General features: G+C 68.5%; 14 protein-coding genes. 9 read left to right on the top strand and 5 right to left on the bottom strand.

Annotation, left to right across the window (positions count from 1 at the left end; all coding sequences use genetic code 11):
* The first annotated feature begins 288 nt into the window (after nt 1–288).
* Entirely contained in the window at nt 289–498 is a 210-nt protein-coding gene (locus AAFN69_RS29660) for a hypothetical protein (protein WP_347731955.1), read from the top strand.
* Here the strand turns inward: AAFN69_RS29660 and AAFN69_RS29655 are convergent.
* Together AAFN69_RS29655 and AAFN69_RS29650 are read right to left on the bottom strand one after the other, a co-directional pair.
* The gene (locus AAFN69_RS29655; protein ID WP_347731954.1) at nt 470–1,702 is read right to left on the bottom strand and encodes a hypothetical protein; all 1,233 of its coding nucleotides are present in this window, start codon (nt 1,700–1,702) and stop codon (nt 470–472) included. The genes AAFN69_RS29660 and AAFN69_RS29655 overlap by 29 nt on opposite strands.
* 147 nt (nt 1,703–1,849) lie before the next feature.
* Nucleotides 1,850–1,996: a hypothetical protein gene (locus tag AAFN69_RS29650; RefSeq protein ID WP_347731953.1), complete on the bottom strand. Its 147-nt coding sequence runs from the start codon at nt 1,994–1,996 to the stop codon at nt 1,850–1,852.
* 203 nt (nt 1,997–2,199) lie between these two features.
* Between AAFN69_RS29650 and AAFN69_RS29645 the strand changes: the two genes are divergently transcribed.
* Entirely contained in the window at nt 2,200–2,427 is a 228-nt protein-coding gene (locus AAFN69_RS29645) for a hypothetical protein (RefSeq protein WP_347731952.1), read from the top strand.
* Here the strand turns inward: AAFN69_RS29645 and AAFN69_RS29640 are convergent.
* The gene (locus tag AAFN69_RS29640) at nt 2,385–4,247 is read right to left on the bottom strand and encodes a zeta toxin family protein (RefSeq protein ID WP_347731951.1); all 1,863 of its coding nucleotides are present in this window, start codon (nt 4,245–4,247) and stop codon (nt 2,385–2,387) included. The two genes, AAFN69_RS29645 and AAFN69_RS29640, sit on opposite strands and share 43 nt — an antisense overlap.
* Before the next feature lie 70 nt (nt 4,248–4,317).
* Nucleotides 4,318–4,575, bottom strand: a complete 258-nt coding sequence (locus AAFN69_RS29635; protein ID WP_347731950.1) for a hypothetical protein — start codon at nt 4,573–4,575, stop codon at nt 4,318–4,320.
* A gap of 378 nt (nt 4,576–4,953) precedes the next feature.
* Between AAFN69_RS29635 and AAFN69_RS29630 the strand changes: the two genes are divergently transcribed.
* Entirely contained in the window at nt 4,954–5,700 is a 747-nt protein-coding gene (locus AAFN69_RS29630) for a phage Gp37/Gp68 family protein (protein WP_347731949.1), read from the top strand.
* A gap of 9 nt (nt 5,701–5,709) precedes the next feature.
* Here the strand turns inward: AAFN69_RS29630 and tcmP are convergent, their stop codons facing one another.
* Nucleotides 5,710–6,876, bottom strand: coding sequence for a three-Cys-motif partner protein TcmP (gene tcmP / locus AAFN69_RS29625; RefSeq protein ID WP_347731948.1), 1,167 nt, complete (start codon nt 6,874–6,876; stop codon nt 5,710–5,712).
* 67 nt (nt 6,877–6,943) lie between these two features.
* On the opposite strand from tcmP, the gene AAFN69_RS29620 reads away from it, so the two are divergent.
* From AAFN69_RS29620 to AAFN69_RS29595, 6 genes are all read left to right on the top strand, one after another.
* Nucleotides 6,944–7,282 carry a hypothetical protein gene (locus tag AAFN69_RS29620; protein ID WP_347731947.1) on the top strand — a complete coding sequence of 113 codons (339 nt, stop codon included), beginning with the start codon at nt 6,944–6,946 and terminating at the stop codon, nt 7,280–7,282.
* Nucleotides 7,283–7,443: 161 nt separating this feature from the next.
* A complete protein-coding gene (locus AAFN69_RS29615) occupies nt 7,444–7,788 on the top strand; it encodes a hypothetical protein (protein WP_347731946.1) in 345 nt (114 codons plus the stop codon).
* A gap of 579 nt (nt 7,789–8,367) precedes the next feature.
* Entirely contained in the window at nt 8,368–8,976 is a 609-nt protein-coding gene (locus AAFN69_RS29610) for a sigma-70 family RNA polymerase sigma factor (RefSeq protein ID WP_347731945.1), read from the top strand.
* Nucleotides 8,977–8,983: 7 nt separating this feature from the next.
* Nucleotides 8,984–9,709, top strand: coding sequence for a hypothetical protein (locus AAFN69_RS29605; RefSeq protein ID WP_347731944.1), 726 nt, complete (start codon nt 8,984–8,986; stop codon nt 9,707–9,709).
* Nucleotides 9,710–10,113: 404 nt separating this feature from the next.
* A complete protein-coding gene (locus AAFN69_RS29600) occupies nt 10,114–11,685 on the top strand; it encodes a VCBS repeat-containing protein (protein ID WP_347731943.1) in 1,572 nt (523 codons plus the stop codon).
* Nucleotides 11,686–11,752: 67 nt separating this feature from the next.
* Entirely contained in the window at nt 11,753–15,508 is a 3,756-nt protein-coding gene (locus tag AAFN69_RS29595; protein WP_347731942.1) for a LamG domain-containing protein, read from the top strand.
* Nucleotides 15,509–15,612 lie beyond the last annotated feature (104 nt).

Below are 15,612 nucleotides of genomic sequence, written 5' to 3'. Positions count from 1 at the left end.
CCGGTTGACCTGGGAATTTTCCCATGTCCGCGACCCGGCCTCGCCGTCATGGGTGGTCCATCACTGCGTCACGTGCCGCAGTGGTCCGGGGGGGTATTGGTCCCGTTGTGGGCGTGTTTCACCGGGCGGTACTGCATCTGGTGGCCGCGATATCGGGGGAGCATCTGATGACCGTTGCTCTTCGTGTTCAGGCGAGGCCCCGTGTGCCCGAGGACCTCATCGCACAGGGCGCGATCACTTGCCCTGACCCGGCGCAATGCGAACGCTCTGCGGATCGTGCGCGGCGACATGGCCGCAGTGGACATCCGGCTGATGGCGGTGGAAGAGGGGCTTGACGGCTCCGTCGTCGAGCACCGCAGGACTATCAAGGTCATCGGTCAGCGCTCGGACGGTCTGGAGCAGAAGATCGACGGTGTCCTCACCGAGCGGCGCAGCGTGAACGCGACCTTCGTCGAGCTGTTGCCCACGCTCAAGGGCAGGGGCCCCGACGCACGCTGATTCTCTTCTTCGCACGGCTGTGGGCCTGCCACAGCCGTGAGCTGCGGGTGAAGCGGTCCGGGGTCAGGGCGAAGGGTTCATGCGGGTGCGGCGGGCGGTGACGAGAGTGTGCCGGCGGTCTCGTACAGGTTCGTGGCCGTCGAGCCAGTGGACGATGGGGCGGGGCGGGTGGGGGAGGTTGCCCATGGCGGCGGCGATGTCGGTGAAGTAGGCGAAGTCGCCGCTCGTGGTGAGGGTGTGGAGCCGGTCGATGAGGTCGGCGAGGTTCTGGTGTTCGCCTTGGACGGCGTGGTGGAAGGTGAGGGCGATCTCCAGGAATCCGGTCAGCCCATGGGAGTCCGGCGTCGGTGACCTCTCTGCGCAGCCGGTGCGAGCGGCCGGGGACGTCGGATCCGGTGTCCCCGGCGTCTTTGACGAGAGCGGCGATGTGGGCGAGGAGGGTGGTGGCGCGCTGGTCGAGGGGTGCGAGGAGCTGGTGGGCGAGGTCGAGCTCGTCGTCGGCGCGGACGGGGTCGGCGAAGGCGGTCGCGAGGGCGAGGCGGATCTGGATGATGGCGCGCTCGCCTGCGGCGTCGTGCTGTTCGGCTTCGGCGCGGGCGGCTTCGAACGCGGCGATGGCCTGGTCGAGATTTGCGTGGGGCCAGTGGATGTCGCCGGCGACGCGGTGGTGTCGGCCTTTCCAGCCGAGGGTGGGGACGGCGGCCAGGGCGGTGGGGAAGTCTCCGGAGATCCGGTCCAGGTTCGCGAGACCGCGGCGGGCCTTGGGTGCGAGCCGACCGCCGGCGTCGGCGACCTGCCGCATCCCGTCCCGGGAGGCGCCGGTCCGGCCGAGGTCCTTGTGGGCCTTGGCCCGGTAGTACAGGGCCAGCGCGGTGAGCTCGCCGTCGAGGAGACCGGTGTCAAGGACGGCCGTGATCCGTTCGGCGGTGCGTGCGCGGTGTTCGTGCTGGCGGCGGTCGATGGCGGTCAGCAGCTCGGCCAGGGCATCGGCCGGTGTCTCCAGGCCGGTGCCGTCGCCGCCCGCGCCGGACGCGGTGGCGTCCTGGCCTCCATCGCCGCCGGCCCGGGTACCGGCCGGGGCGAGGGGCTCCCAGATGGAGTCGTCGGTGTATACGTGGGCGGCGTCGGTGAGCCAGCCGAGATCGGTGAGACGGTGGTCGCGGGCCAGGCGCAGGCCCTGGCGCAGGCACGCCACGAGCAGCATCCGGCTCGGCGCGGAGGCAGTGGCCGAGGTCCATTGCTCGCCGAGGGCTGCCAGGGCACGGCCAGCGACCTGGTACCAGTCGGCCGGGGTCCAGTGGTCCTCGGTCCGGTCGTCGCGGAGGGCCGTGCGGATCGCGCCGTGCAGGTGCTATGGCCACAAGGCGTAGGGGTTCTCGGAGACCAGCGGCCTCTTGGCGAGCCAGCGGGCCGGGACCCGGAGGTTGAGCCCGGCGGCGCGGGTGGCCAGGTCGAGGTCGAAGGCGCCGGCGAGCGCGAGCCGGATCGTGAGGATCACGCGCTCGAAGCCGCCTTCGACGAGGAAACAACAAAAGGATCGTTGTCGGCCGTGGCCAGAAACCAGTCCACCACCGGCCGCATCGCTGTGTCCGTCAGGATGCCGCCGGCGCGCCCCGTACGGCATAGGTTGATTGTTCTCGTGCACGATCCGGCATCTCCCTCCCCCCACCGCCCCCTTCTTGCCCTGGCCCTGTCAACACGGTGGCCTCCGAGACTGTGGGGCTGGTGATCGCCTGGTACGGAGAGCGGATCCGCGCCGAGCGGCGCTCACCCGATTCCGCCCCTGAGCGGCTGGACCGGCTGATCGCCCAGTACCGCGCATGCGTGCGGGGCCGGGAGCGGCTGGAGGAAGCCGCGCCCGAGGAGGTCGCCCGCATCAGCGCCCTCTACGCGGCCCGGCTGAAGGAGCTGGACGCCGGCGGGTCGTAGCCGAAGCCGGCGTCTGCGCGGGCCATGGGGAGCGCGGCCACCGGGGCGGGACCGGGAAGCCGCCGTGGTTGCAGATGGCCGGGCATCAGCGGCCGTGCCAGGGAGGCGATCTGCTCCACATCGCCGCGGTAGTCGGGCAGTTCGGCCCGAAGGCGGCGCTGTACGGTCCAGAACCTCGCGGCCTCCTGATCGGTGTAGGGCCGCATCTGCTCGGCCAGCAGTGCTCCGGCCGCACTCGCCGCAGGTGGCCGGCCGCCCCGTGAGACGGGTCCACTGTGGTGCAGCACGCTGCCGTCGCGCCGCAGCACCATCACCGAGTCGGCCACCATCGCCTGCTCGGCGGCCGCCACCGCCTCGGCGAGCGCGGCGAAATGGGCATCGTGCCCGTGGGCGGTGGTGAACCGGCCCAGGCCGGTGAGCCGTCGCACCTGGGCGCAGCGGTCGGCGGTGCCCTGGCGGGAGTCCGCCGCACGCACAGCCAGGACGACTAGCTCCACCCGGTAGCCCGCCTCCCGGTACAGCAGAACACTGTCCAGGAACCCGGCCGCACTGGAAGGGGCGATCTCGACGACCACGTCCCCGAGCCGCTGACGTACGTACGCCTCGGCCATCGCCTGCCAGGCCCGGTAGTCCGGCCGGATCCGGGCACCTGCGGTACGCGGCTCCTCCTTCAGCAGTTCGAGGTAGTCCGGATGGGCAGTCTTGAAGTCGTCGCCGCTGATCCGCGTCGGCCGGCCGCGCAGCGCGCGGCGCAGCGTCGGCGTCATGCTGGACTTGCCGGAGCCGGGCTGCCCCATCACGAACACCGCTACCGGCCGCTCCTGCCAGGTGATGCCCTCCAGGAAGGACGGGGCGATGAGCACATCGAAAATCCAGCGGTGCTCTTCAGCGGAGAGCCGGTGGTAGTCAACCCCGGGCGCCTCTGGCCGGGGCTGGGCCACACGCCGGACGGGCTCGGCGAGCGCGGCGGCCCGCTCGGCGTCACGCCGCACGGCCAGCGCCCAGTCCCCGGGCAGCCGCGGGTCGTGCGCACGCCGGTCGGCATCCGCGAGAGCCCGGCGGAAGACCCCGGTCTCCGCCGCGCTCCACGGCCGTAAGCGTTCGACGAGCAGCGCCTCGCGCGCACCCGGCGGGCGGTCCCACCGGCCTTCGGGCGTACGCCTGTTGGTGTACAGGACTTCGCCAGCGCGCCGGACCACGGTGACCCGGTCGGCCAGACACCCGGCCTCCACATCGGCGAGGGCGGCGGGCAACGCGGCCGCGCACGCATCGTGATTGCCCCACCCCACATACCGGGCCCGGCCCTCCTCGGCCAGTCGCAGATACCGGTCCAGCACACCCAGCTGGGACACGGCCTCGGGCACGGCCAGGGCCACAACCTCGATCCGGTACCCGGCCCGGCGCCAACCGGCCAGCGAAGCCCGCCACCCCTCCGGATCCCCCAAGGCCTCCTCCACCACCACGTCATACCGCCGTGTACGGGCATGGGCCTCGATCTCGGCCTGCCAGCGGTAGGTCTCCTCCCGCACCCGCACGCCGGCCGTCCGCACATCCTCCGCCAGGAAGCCGCTGTAGTTGGGGTGGTGGGCCTTGTACGCGTCGCGTTCCACCCGCACCGCACCACCACGCTGGTCAAGGGCTGCGTGCACCAGATCCATGACCAGGGTCTTGCCGCTGCTGGCCTGCCCGGCGACGAACACCACTACCGGGCGCCCCTGGCGGACCGCGTCCTTAGTCAACACGGAGGGGATGAGCTGGGCCGGAACCCCGTCGCTCGCCCCGCCGGGCAAGGCCACCGGCACGACGTCCCTCTCTCCCACCAAACCTCCTCGACAACATGGAACGGCGCACAAAAGCCTCTCACCTCCTGGTGGAGAGCGATTACGCGGACTACTTCGGGGTGTTGTCCTCTGTGGCCGGAAGGGGGATCTCCTTCCGGTCGTCGGTCCAGTTGTAGAGCCACTCCTTGCGGACCACAGCCCGGTCGGCCCAGGGGAAGAGCCCTTCAGCCAATCCCAGGACCCGTTCCGCAAGCGTGTCCAGAGCCTTGTCGACCCGCGCCCCGTGAATGTTCTTCTTCAGCGCACGCGGAACGTGGAACTCGAAGCTGATCCGCAGAACCCGCGGCGTCCCGTCTCCCTCAGCCATCTCCGTACCCCTCGCATCCATCTGGCCAAAAACCAATAATCTCACGAAGGATCGAGATATTCACGAAGTTGGCAAACTTCTTTGAAGTCTGCACTGCCCTTGATCGTCGGCTTCAGGCCGAGGCCGCCAGTAGATGGCAGGCAGCCCGTCCGGGCTGCGAGCGTTTCTCGCCCGTCTGCGGCTGGCCCGAAGCTGGCGGTCTGCCGCGTAGATATGCGGAGCGGTGAGACCAACTGGCATCAGGCTGATACGCGATGCAGACGGTGGTTGGATGGCCAGAGTTCGGCGCTCTGACGGCGCCCGGTCGCCCGGCCGCCTGGGCGGGCCAGTGGACAGCCGGCTGATGTGGGAGTGAGACGCGACAGGGAGAGGGCAGCTGTGGCTGACCGGAGTTCGATCGAGTGGACAGAAGCAACATGGAACCCGACCACGGGGTGCGACCGAGTGTCCTCGGGGTGTGACAACTGCTATGCGCTGACGTTGTCAAAGCGGCTGAAGGCCATGGGTGCGGCCAAATATCAGAATGATGGTGACCCGCGGACGTCCGGTCCGGGTTTCGGACTGACGGTGCATCCGGATGCGCTGGACGTTCCGTACGGATGGAAGAGCCCGCGGACGGTGTTCGTGAACTCGATGTCCGACCTCTTCCACGCCAAGATTCCGATCGGCTTCGTGCGCCAAGTCTTCGAGGTCATCGCGAACACCCCGCAGCACACCTACCAGGTGCTGACCAAGCGGGCCCGGCGCATGCGGCAGGTCGCGGGCCGGCTGGAATGGCCGCCGAACCTGTGGGTGGGGGTCTCGGTGGAGACCGTGAAGGAACTGCCTCGCGTGGACGATCTGCGGCAGGTACCCGCCGCCGTCCGGTTCCTGTCCTGTGAGCCACTACTGGGGCCGCTGGACGGGCTGGACCTGGAAGGCATTCACTGGGTGATTGCCGGAGGAGAATCCGGCCCACGTCACCGGCCGCTCGACGAAGCCTGGGTGACACAGATCCGCGACGCCTGCCAGGACGCCGATGTGGCGTTTTTCTTCAAGCAATGGGGCGGCCACACGCCCAAGGCGGGCGGCCGCACCCTGCAGGGCCGTACCTGGGATCAGAAGCCCGTTCTCACGGTTGTCTGACCCCTGCCTTCACCGGGGAGGTTCGACGACCAGTTCGTGCGTCTTCCCGCCGATGCCCGTGCTGGCCGTCCTGCCGCTCTTGTGCAGCAGCTTGACGGCATTGCGCGCGGCGGGTTCGGTGACCTGACCGTAGTAGTCACCGAACACCTCCAGGGTGTGGTTGAGCAGTTTGAACGGCCGCTGCTGCTGCCGGTTCAGGATCCGCTCGATGTTGTCGGCGATCACGGGCAGGGCCGCGTCGGCCACATCCTGCGGATCCGGGCGGATCATCGAGGCAACGGAGAACAAGGCGCCCGGGTCTTCCTGCTCCTCTTTGTACTCCAGACCTTCCCACCAGGCATTCCGGGCCCGCGCGACACTGTCGCCAAAGAACCACAACCCGTGCTCACTGCGGGTACCGAACACGAGGTGATAGACAGCCTTTTGCTCTGGCTTGCGTACGACGGGAACAGACTGCACGAACATGCCCGTCCTCTCCGCCAGCCGCTCGGCGTACTGGGCCGCGACAATCTCGTCCGCGTCTGCCGCTACCGGTTTGTCAGGACGAAAGTGCTCCCGCCACCATCGACCGCCACATGCCTCATCAAAGCGCTCAGAGGACCGCTCAAGACCCTTGGCGGAATGAGCATTTCCACCCAGGCGGCGGACCGCATCCATGCTGAAATTCATCAAAAACTCGGTCGGCTGCCAGAGATTCCCGGACGCGCGCCGCTGGTTCAGCGTCTGCACGATCCGGTCGAACGGCAACCCCAGACCACACGGATCAAGGAACAAGAACAGCGGAAGTCCTCCGGCCGCTCGCAGAACCTGGTCCAGCACGCCATCCACATCGCCGTGGTGCACGCGGGCATCCACGCCCTGGGCACGGTATTGAACCGCCACCCGTTCCAGCCGGGCCACAGACTCCGGTTTCTGCTCCACGAAGAAGCAGCTCCACCGCAGCGCGTTCTTCGCCTGGTGATGGGCGGCCACCTGCATCGCGATCTCCGCGGAGCCGGAGTCACCGCTCTCGTAACGGCCCTCGCCCGCGTAGCCGTCCAGGTACACGACCTGGTGGCGCCCGCGCGAGCCGGTCATCCCGCCGAAGCGCGGAATGTAGTGCGCCAGCAGTTTGTGTTTCAGCACGCTGGGTAGCGCCTGCGCCGCCCAGTACTCCTTATCCGTTCCCGTTGACATGTCCTTCTCCCCCCATGCCTTCGTTGAGATAACTGATACTGGGGTGACAAGTGACATTCCGTAAAGAGTGCTGAAGCATCGAAACGCCGATCAAAGCTGGGCTGCGTCGGCCGCGCCGCCGCCCGCCACGGCTTCGGCCACACTCCAGGACCTCGGCAACATCGCCCTACGCGTCCACGAACGCGGCACCTGCGGAACCGGAGCCATCGCCGCCGTATGCAACGCGGACCGTACGGCCGCCACCGACAGCTACCTGGTCGACACCCCCGGCTGCCGGTTTCGTATCGCCGTGCTTCCCGACGACACCATGTATCTGACCGGTCCCGCCGCCATGGTCGCCCAAGGCACCGTCCACCTCACGACCTTCACCGTCGACATGGACACAAGCATCACGGTCGCCGCATGAGACGGACCCTGCGAGCGGTTCGCCCGTTCACTGACCGAACCGAGAAGCCCGGGCTCCGCCGTCCCATCGGCAGGGTCCGGGCCTCTCGCGCGCCCGGGCCGGCAATACGGGGCGTCGGCGTTCGCGGTGTGGTCCGTCGGGGCCGGGGTGAAGCCGGGGTTATGGCGAGTCCCCGGCTGGTGGTGTATCCGCCCGATGAGCGCGGGTGGCGGCGGGTGCGCTGGGACGGGCAGATCCTCGTCACCGCCTACAAGGTGTCCGATATCGCGGTGTTGCTGACGGCGGCCGGGATGACCGACGCGGAGGACCTCGACCTGACAGACCCCACGGTCGTGGAGTGGCGCGGCGGCGGGCCGGAGACCTGGGCCGAGTCCTCGCCGTCGGCGCCGTGCCGCTGCTCTTGGTCCACGGGGAGAAGTCGGGGCGCGCAGCCGGGCCGTGAAGGCCTGCGGACCCGGCTGTCGCGGCGTGACCGTTTCCGGCGCCGGGGTCCGCTACTGCCTTAGTGAGCAGACTCAGCCTGATCGTTGACGTCGCCTGTGTTCATCCGGGATGCCCGCACGTGAGCTGCATCACACATAAAGTGTTCGAATGATTACACAGAGTCGCAGAATCGTTGGTTGATTATGCGATGATTTGCCGGTAGTGCAGGTCACAGGCGTGCCACACGGGACCCCGCCCTCAATGGGTGCACCAGTGAACTCACGTACGGTATTAATCGTATTCGGAAGACTACCTTCCGTTAATTTTTCGTGGTCAGAGCGCTGCACGTTCTGACCGGTCTTAGCGCTTTCCTGATCCGCAGGAGCAACGAAGCTCCAGACGCCCAGGCGGCCCGACAACGGGGTCGGACCACCCGGGCGTCGGTGATCATGAAGGGCTCGGACCACGTTGAACTACGAAGTCACCGGTCTCGTACCGGCTGCGGCCGCAGCTGTGCGCGCTCTCGCCCCCCACGCGCGAAGTGTGCTGCGACGCCGCCCGGCCGCGGAAACCCGAGGCACAGCGCCCCAGGGACAGCGACCCGGCCCTCTCACCGGCAAGGGAGGGGCCCTGTGACCCGTCAGCCCCTTCCGGAACCCGGCATGACCTCCGAAGACGACTACCCGCCCGCCCCCTACTGGGCCATGCACGCCCAGTACCACCAGCCCTGGCTCGAATACACCACCGTCCAGCTCGGCAGCGACAAAGACGCCCAGGACCTCGTCGACGACCTGTTCGTCTACCTCGCGATCATCTGGCCAGCCTTCATACAGAAGGAGAACGTCGGCACCTACGCCTGGCGGCTCCTCAAGGAACGGGTCGCCGGCGAACTCCGGCTCCAGGGGCGGGACCCCGCAGCAGCCGAGACTCTCGCGTTCGAACGGGCGATCCGCGCCGCCACGACACCGATCCTGGACGACTTCCGCACCCGATTCCGCACGGAATACACCCTCACCCCCGAGTTCGAGGGGCAGATTACGGAACTCGAGGACAGTCTGCGGCTCTTTGCCGCAATGGCACGCCTCCCCGAGCGCCAGTTTGATGTCATGGTGCTTCAGTACGCCCTCGACTTCGACACCCGGACCACCGCACTGGTCATGGGCATCAAGGAGTCAACAGTCCGGTCCACCAGCCGGACGGCCAAACTCCGGCTCGCCACAGACCTGGGACTGACGATCGACGAAGACGAAAACGCCGACGGGGAGGAGTGACGAACCCATGCGCCGTGCACCGCGCAACCTCGAAGAAGCCCTGAAACGAGCCAAAGTCTTCGAGGGCCGCTACACCCCCGAACACCTGGCGCGCTCCCGGCAACGCATCACCGAAAAACTCAGCGAACTCCGCTGGATCCAGCAGCTGGCCACCGGAACAGAAACCCCGCCGGACCCCCACCCCCCAGCAGCCCTCCACGAACGCGCGGCCCACGACCTGCGCGCCCTGTGCCAGGGCATCATCCGGGACGCCGACGCCGCCCGCCGGATCGCCCGCTTCGACCAGGCCCTCGATCCCGGCGGCGCACTGGCCTTCGCCTGCCTCCTGATCCTCGCCGACCAGCAGGCCGGCGCCCAGTTCTGGCTCCAGTTCGCCGCCGGCGCCGGCAACTCCTCCGCCGCCGTGTGCCTCTACCTCCTCCACCTCTCGCGCGGCGACCTCCGCGACGCCGAACACTGGGCACGCCAGACCGCCGTACTCAACGACGACCCCTGCCAGCCCCGCCACTACGCCCCCATCGCACACAGAGTGCTCAACCCCGGAGAACCCCCGACCATGGGAGTCGCGGTCCACATCTGCCTCCCCCAGGACAGCACCACGGTCTCCGAGGACGCCGTCCGGACCACCGTCCAGACCCTGTCCGTCGACCAGGTCGACGGACTCGGCCCCATCCACCAGCCCAGCCCCCACCTCGCCCACCAGCTCAAAACCCTCGTCGCCACCACCCCCTGAAGCAGCAACACCTCTGTCGCTGGGGCGGGAACCACCTGCTCCCCGCCCCAGCGGCTGAAGGACGGGAACCGACAGAACCGGGATCAGCCCGCCCTGGAGCAACACAGGCACACGTTCGATCACCACGCCCCTGCGTGCGCGGTGGATCCGTGGCCGCAAGGATCTTGGGCGATGGTGGAGCGCGTCGCAGTTTCGATGTCCAGGTCCGGACTTCACGCTGCCGGCACGGCAACTCGTAGTTGGCAGCTCAGGTGCGGTTCCCCGCTCCACCAGGCGTGATGATGTTGTAACCGCCAATTGAATGTACACCCCACTGAAAGTCTTGCTTCGGGTAACCGGGACTCTGCATGATCGTTTCTGCTCGGCCATGTGGTCGACCAGTCGACATATGGATGGGCAGAGCTGTGTCCAAGGTGGGGAAATGGCCGCGTGCGGTCGCCGTCTGCGCGCTCGGCGGCTTGATCGCCGCTGGTGTCAACGTCTCGGCGGCGGGCCCGGCGAAGGCCGCCGCCGTGTGCAAGGGCGGTGTGGACAGCGACTTCAACGGGGACCAGGCGCGTGACACGGTCATCGCCGACCCGGAGGCAACCGTCTCGGAGAAGGAGCGCGCCGGGCTCGTCAGGATCGTCCTCGGCAATAACCAGGGGGTCGTCGAGCTTTCCCAGGACTCGCCCAACATCTCCGACAGCGCCGAGGCGGGAGACCGATTCGGTTTCTCGCTCGCCGTGTACGACGCGAACCGGGACGGGTGCAGCGATCTCGCGGTCGGTATCCCGTACGAGGACATCGGGACCGTTCAGGACGCCGGGTTCGTTCATCTCCTCTACGGCTCACCCGACGGCCTCGGACAGGGCACTGTCAGCGGCAAGGGCTTCCGGCAGGGCAGTGACGGCTGGGTTGGGGAGCATCTGGAAGCCGGTGACCTGTTCGGCCACTCTCTCGCGGCCACCAAGTCGAGCACCGGCATCGAGTATCTGATCACGGGATCCCCGGGAGAGGACGGCGCCGGCATGCCGGACATCGGCATGGTCGTCGCCGTCCACGGCCCGGCGTACACCGTCACCCGCTTCACCCAGGACAGTATTGGTGTGTGGGAAAGCGCCGAAGCGTACGACCGCTTCGGGTACTCCCTGGCCGCAGCGGGCAACTGGTTCACCGTCGGCATTCCAGGCGAATCAATGGACCAGCGCAGAGGCGCGGGTGCGATCTCCGTCTTCAAAGCGTCGATCAACACCGACGGCATTCCTGACCCCGCATGGGGGTCAGGGCAGGCCCGGACGGGGATCGGTGACAGCGGGGCCGAGACAGGTGACGCGTACGGCACCTCGCTGGCGATGGTCGCCTGCTGCCCGAATTCTGCCTCGCCCACCACGCCGCTCGAGGCCCTCATCGCCGTCGGGGCCCCGGGGGAGGACGTGGGCGATGTATCCGACGCAGGCGGTGTTCAGATCGCACAGGTGACCTCGGCCGGAGGCGCGGCCCTGCACTCCTGGATCACTCAGGACTCACCCGATGTAGAGGGCATCGCCGAGGCAGGCGACCGGTTCGGCCAGTCTCTGGTCGTGGCCAACCAGGATGTCCTGACCCAGCCATCGGCGAAGAATGCCCACCTGGCCGTGGGTGCCCCGGGCGAGGACTCGGGCGAGGACGCCGGAGCACCCGTCACGGATGTCGGAGGTCTCGCCCTGCTGCCTCTCATCGGTCCCCCCGGGACGGGCGACGTCTGGCTCGAGGCCGGTGCCGGCGTACCCACCACACCGGCTGACCACCTGCTCACCGGAGCGAACCTCTTCGCCACGCGGGGCGCCGTCTACCTCGGACTGCCCTATGCCCCGGCCACCGACCGCGCGGTCCACTACTACCCGTGGACCACTCCCAGGGGCGGTCCCTTCTCGACCGCCCCATCCCAGAGCTGGCGGCCCGGCGGAGGCGGCATTCCACTCGACAACAAGGCGTTCGGCGCGGCCATCCACTGATGTCCCGGCCCCTGGGGGCGCCATCGACAACGTGCCAGTGCAGATGAACAAGGGTGGGGAACAAGCAATGTCCAGGAGCGTGCGCCGCCGAGGCGCGTGGACGGCGGGCGTCGCGGCAGTGGCGACCGTCATGCTCGTCACGAGCGGCCGGTTCGGCCCCGGTGATGCCGACGGCGGTGCACAGCTCGTCAGGGACGGGCTGACGACCGGTGCGGTCAAAGCCAGTCAGGCCCAGCTCAAGGCTGCGGTCGCCCACGGCGTGCCCACGGAGGCGGCCGCCCAAGAGGCAGCCGCCCGGGCAAAGGAACCTGTCGAAGTCACGGGGCTGCGCGAAGAGCGCCGCACTGTGGTCGCCAACGGCGACGGCACCTTCACCGCTCAGGAGTTCCTGGAGCCCGTACGCGCACTGCGCAAGGGCCGCTGGCAGCCCATCGACACAACACTGGCCAAGTCCGCCGACGGCCGGTGGCGGCCCGCGTCGGCCACCGTGGACCTCACTGTCTCCGGCGGCGGCACGGGCCCGTTTGCCTCGGTGAGGAAGGCGGGCCGCGAGTTCGCCCTCACCTGGCCAGGCCGGGCGCTGCCCGCCCCCGTGGTCAGCCGTGACACCGCCACGTACGCCGAAGTACTGCCCGGCGTGGACCTGGTCGTGCGAGCCGAGTCCGAGGGCTTCGGCCACTTCGTCGTCATCAAGACGCCCGAAGCCGCCGCCAATCCGGACCTCGCCCGGATCGACCTGGGGCTGCGCACGGACGCCCTGACTGTGAGCAAGACGGCGTCGGGCGACATTCAGGCTGTTGACAGTCAGTCCAAGGGAGTCGTCTTCGAAGCCGCCGCGCCGGCCATGTGGGATACCCCGGCGGCCGCCTCAGCCGCGCGGCTGAGGCCTGGAACGGCACCGAACCGCGTTTCAAAGGCGACCAAGGCAGCCGCTGCGGCACCTGCTCCGACGGGCCCCACGGCTGACGGCCCCCCGCTCGCCCCCGCACCCGACGCCACTGTCGCACCCGTCGGTTTCGCTGTTGGCAAGGACTCCCTCACCCTCATTCCCGACGCGGGGCTGCTGGCGAACCCGGCCTCCTTCCCCGTGGTCATCGACCCCACGGTGAGCAGTCCCGCCTCCGCGTGGACCTCGATCATCAAGGGCATGCCCAACGAGCAGAACTGGAAGTTCACGGGCAACGAGGGCATGGGCAAGTGCCCCACCGACTACAGCGCCAAGTCCTGTGACGGCATCGACACCCGCCGGCTGATGTACACGGTTCCCCTCACGTCGTACCGCCCCGACATGACGATCCTCAAGGCCACCTTCTCGGCCCGGGTCGCCCATATATACGGCGCCACTCCCACCGCAGAGCCGGTGCGTCTTTACCGCGTCGGCAACAAGGACTTCGGCATCTCGTCCTCCAGCAGCTGGAGCAACACCAGCGCCCTGTGGGACACCCATCTCGCCACGGTCGACAAGGCCATCCAGCCCAGCTCCTGCAGCACGCCTCCCAACCTCAACTTCGAGTCCGCGGAGACCGGAGCCCTCGCCAAGGACGTGCAGGCGGCCGTCAAGGCCGGCTGGGCGAAAATGACGTTCGGGCTGCGCGCCGCCGACGAGAGCCGGTTCGCCGAGTGGAAGCGGTTGTGCGGCAACGCGCACCTCTCCGTCACCTACAACCGGCCCCCCGCCGTACTGACCGCGAGCAGGCTCTCCAGCCTGCCCGGTGGCGCCTGCAACACCAGTACCGCCGGTGTCAGAACGAGCCGCCTGCCTAAGCTGTACGCCCAGCCCAGCGACCCGGATCACAGCTCCGCCGAAGCGGAGCCGGTGAAGGTCGAGTTCAAGATCTCCTGGACTGACGCCTCAGGCGCGGCACAGTCCTACCCGGCCACGACCAAGTCGGCATCGCCCGGCGCGGTGTTCCAGCATCAGGTGATCGCCCCCAAGGGGAAGATCATTCCCGACAACACCGTGGTCAGCTATTCCGCCCGGGTCAGTGACGGCGCCGTGTGGAGTGGTTGGAGCCCCACCTGCCGTTTCCTGGTCGACGCGAACGTGCCCGGGGCTCCGCTCGTCGACTCCGAGCAGTTCCCCGCCGAGACCGACGGCTCAGGAGTGGGCACGATGGGTGAATTCACCCTCTCGCCCAACACCGAGGACCGCTTCGACGACCGTGTCACCAAGTACGTGTACGACTTCGACACCGACAATCAGCCTGCCGCGACGGTGACCCCGTCCAAGGTGGGCGACCCGGTGACGGTGCGGTGGACCCCTCAGAGCCGCGGCGGACACAAACTCTTCGTCACCTCCTACGACGGAGCGAACAACGCCAGCGAACCGACGACGTACTTCTTCGGCGTGGTCGTCGGCGCACCCGCAACCGCCCAGTGGGCGCTGGACGACGCCACGAACGAGACCAGCGCCCGTGACATGTCCGGTAACCATGCTGCCCGGCTCGGTCCCAAGGTCGCCCCCGGTGTAGCCGGCAACGGCACGGCCGCCGATGTGGTGATGCAGTTCGACGGATCAGCGGACTCCTGGCTGGAGACGGACCGCCCCGTCCTCAACACCGAGCGCGGCTTCTCGGTCAGCGCATGGGTCAAACCCGATGCCCTGAGCCGGGACATGACCGTCGCCAGTCAGAACGGCACGGGCGAGCCGGGCTTCCGGCTTGGGTACCAGGCGGCGAAGAAGACCTTCGAGTTCGCGCTCCCCACTGCCGACGTTGCGGCCATGGACGAGACCACACTGGTGACGACGGCGAACCGCACCTGCCCCGGCAGCACCTCGCAGCCGGTGTGTGAGAAGCAGTGGCGGCACCTTGCCGGTGTGTACGACCCGGGTGCGGCCAAACCCCTCAAGCTCTACATCGACGGAGAACTCAAGGCCGAGGCGGACCATCCCCTGCCCTGGCGGGCTCACGGCACCTTCCAGATCGGCCGGGAGCGGACGAAGACCGGCTACCGCGCCAACTGGCACGGTCAGCTCGCCGACGTACGGGTCTACAACCGGGCCACCACAGCGGACGAGGCGAGGAAAATGGTCGCGGCCCGATTGGACCGCCTCGGCTACTGGAACCTGGACCAGGTGATAGACGGGACATCATCGTTCCCCGCGGCCGGTGGAGGACAGCCCCTGGTGATGGGCGGCGGCGCGGTGTACACCCAGGAGACCGTGATGGACGTCATCGAGGGCAACACCCTCATGATCAGCCAGGATGACCAGGGGCAATTGTCCGACGGCGGCCGTCTGACTCTGAAGGACAGCGGTCACGCCGCCACCGCGACGGCACCCCTCGCCGGCACCGGCAGCTTCTCGCTGACGGCCCGCGTCCGGCTCTCCAGCAGGAACGCAACGACCCAGCAGGCCCTCCTCTCCCTCCCCGGTGACACAACCAGCCGCTTCGTGGTCCGCTTCACTGCCGCGCCAAGCGGCGGCCGCGGCCACTGGGAGCTCGTCGTCCCCGGGAACGACAGTGCCGACACACCCGCTGCGGTGGCCCGCGCGTACGCGGACGGAAACCCCGACGAAGGAATCGGCCAGTTCATCACGGTGACCTACGACGCCCTGACCCAGCGGCTGAGCCTGTACGTCGACGGGAACGCAGCCGAGCCGGTCGCCGGAGCACCGGAACGGGTCTCGGGCCATGTCGACGGGGTCGCCATGACCTGGCCGGCGACCGGTGGACTCCAGGTGGGCCGGGCCCGTACCGCCGCCGGCACCTGGGGCGACCACCTGGCCGGAGAGGTGGACGACATCCGCCTATACAACGGTGTCCTCGACAGGCCGACGATCGGACAACTCCAGGACGTGTACGTCAAGCCGCATCTGTAGCCGCTCGCGTACCGCCCATCGCACACCGCCCACCACCCGGTGGCCGCTCGTAAGCGGCCACCGGGTGTGACGCGACTTTTCCTTCACCCCTCTGCCACGGGAGT

The organism is Streptomyces sp. CAU 1734 (genome assembly GCF_039888735.1).
In the GTDB taxonomy this organism is placed as follows: domain Bacteria; phylum Actinomycetota; class Actinomycetes; order Streptomycetales; family Streptomycetaceae; genus Streptomyces.
Note: the sequence above shows the minus strand (reverse complement) of the source record. Positions and strands in the feature narration are given on the sequence as shown.

Bases quoted from the DNA above. Each gene is read 5' to 3' on its own strand.
- AAFN69_RS29635 (WP_347731950.1), bottom strand. From the start codon at position 4,575: ATGGCTGAGGGAGACGGGACGCCGCGGGTTCTGCGGATCAGCTTCGAG.
- AAFN69_RS29605 (WP_347731944.1), top strand. From the start codon at position 8,984: ATGCGCCGTGCACCGCGCAACCTCGAAGAAGCCCTGAAACGAGCCAAA.
- AAFN69_RS29595 (WP_347731942.1), top strand. From the start codon at position 11,753: ATGTCCAGGAGCGTGCGCCGCCGAGGCGCGTGGACGGCGGGCGTCGCG.
- tcmP (WP_347731948.1), bottom strand. From the start codon at position 6,876: ATGTCAACGGGAACGGATAAGGAGTACTGGGCGGCGCAGGCGCTACCC.
- AAFN69_RS29610 (WP_347731945.1), top strand. From the start codon at position 8,368: ATGACCTCCGAAGACGACTACCCGCCCGCCCCCTACTGGGCCATGCAC.
- AAFN69_RS29615 (WP_347731946.1), top strand. From the start codon at position 7,444: ATGGCGAGTCCCCGGCTGGTGGTGTATCCGCCCGATGAGCGCGGGTGG.
- AAFN69_RS29655 (WP_347731954.1), bottom strand. From the start codon at position 1,702: ATGCTGCTCGTGGCGTGCCTGCGCCAGGGCCTGCGCCTGGCCCGCGAC.
- AAFN69_RS29660 (WP_347731955.1), top strand. From the start codon at position 289: ATGGCCGCAGTGGACATCCGGCTGATGGCGGTGGAAGAGGGGCTTGAC.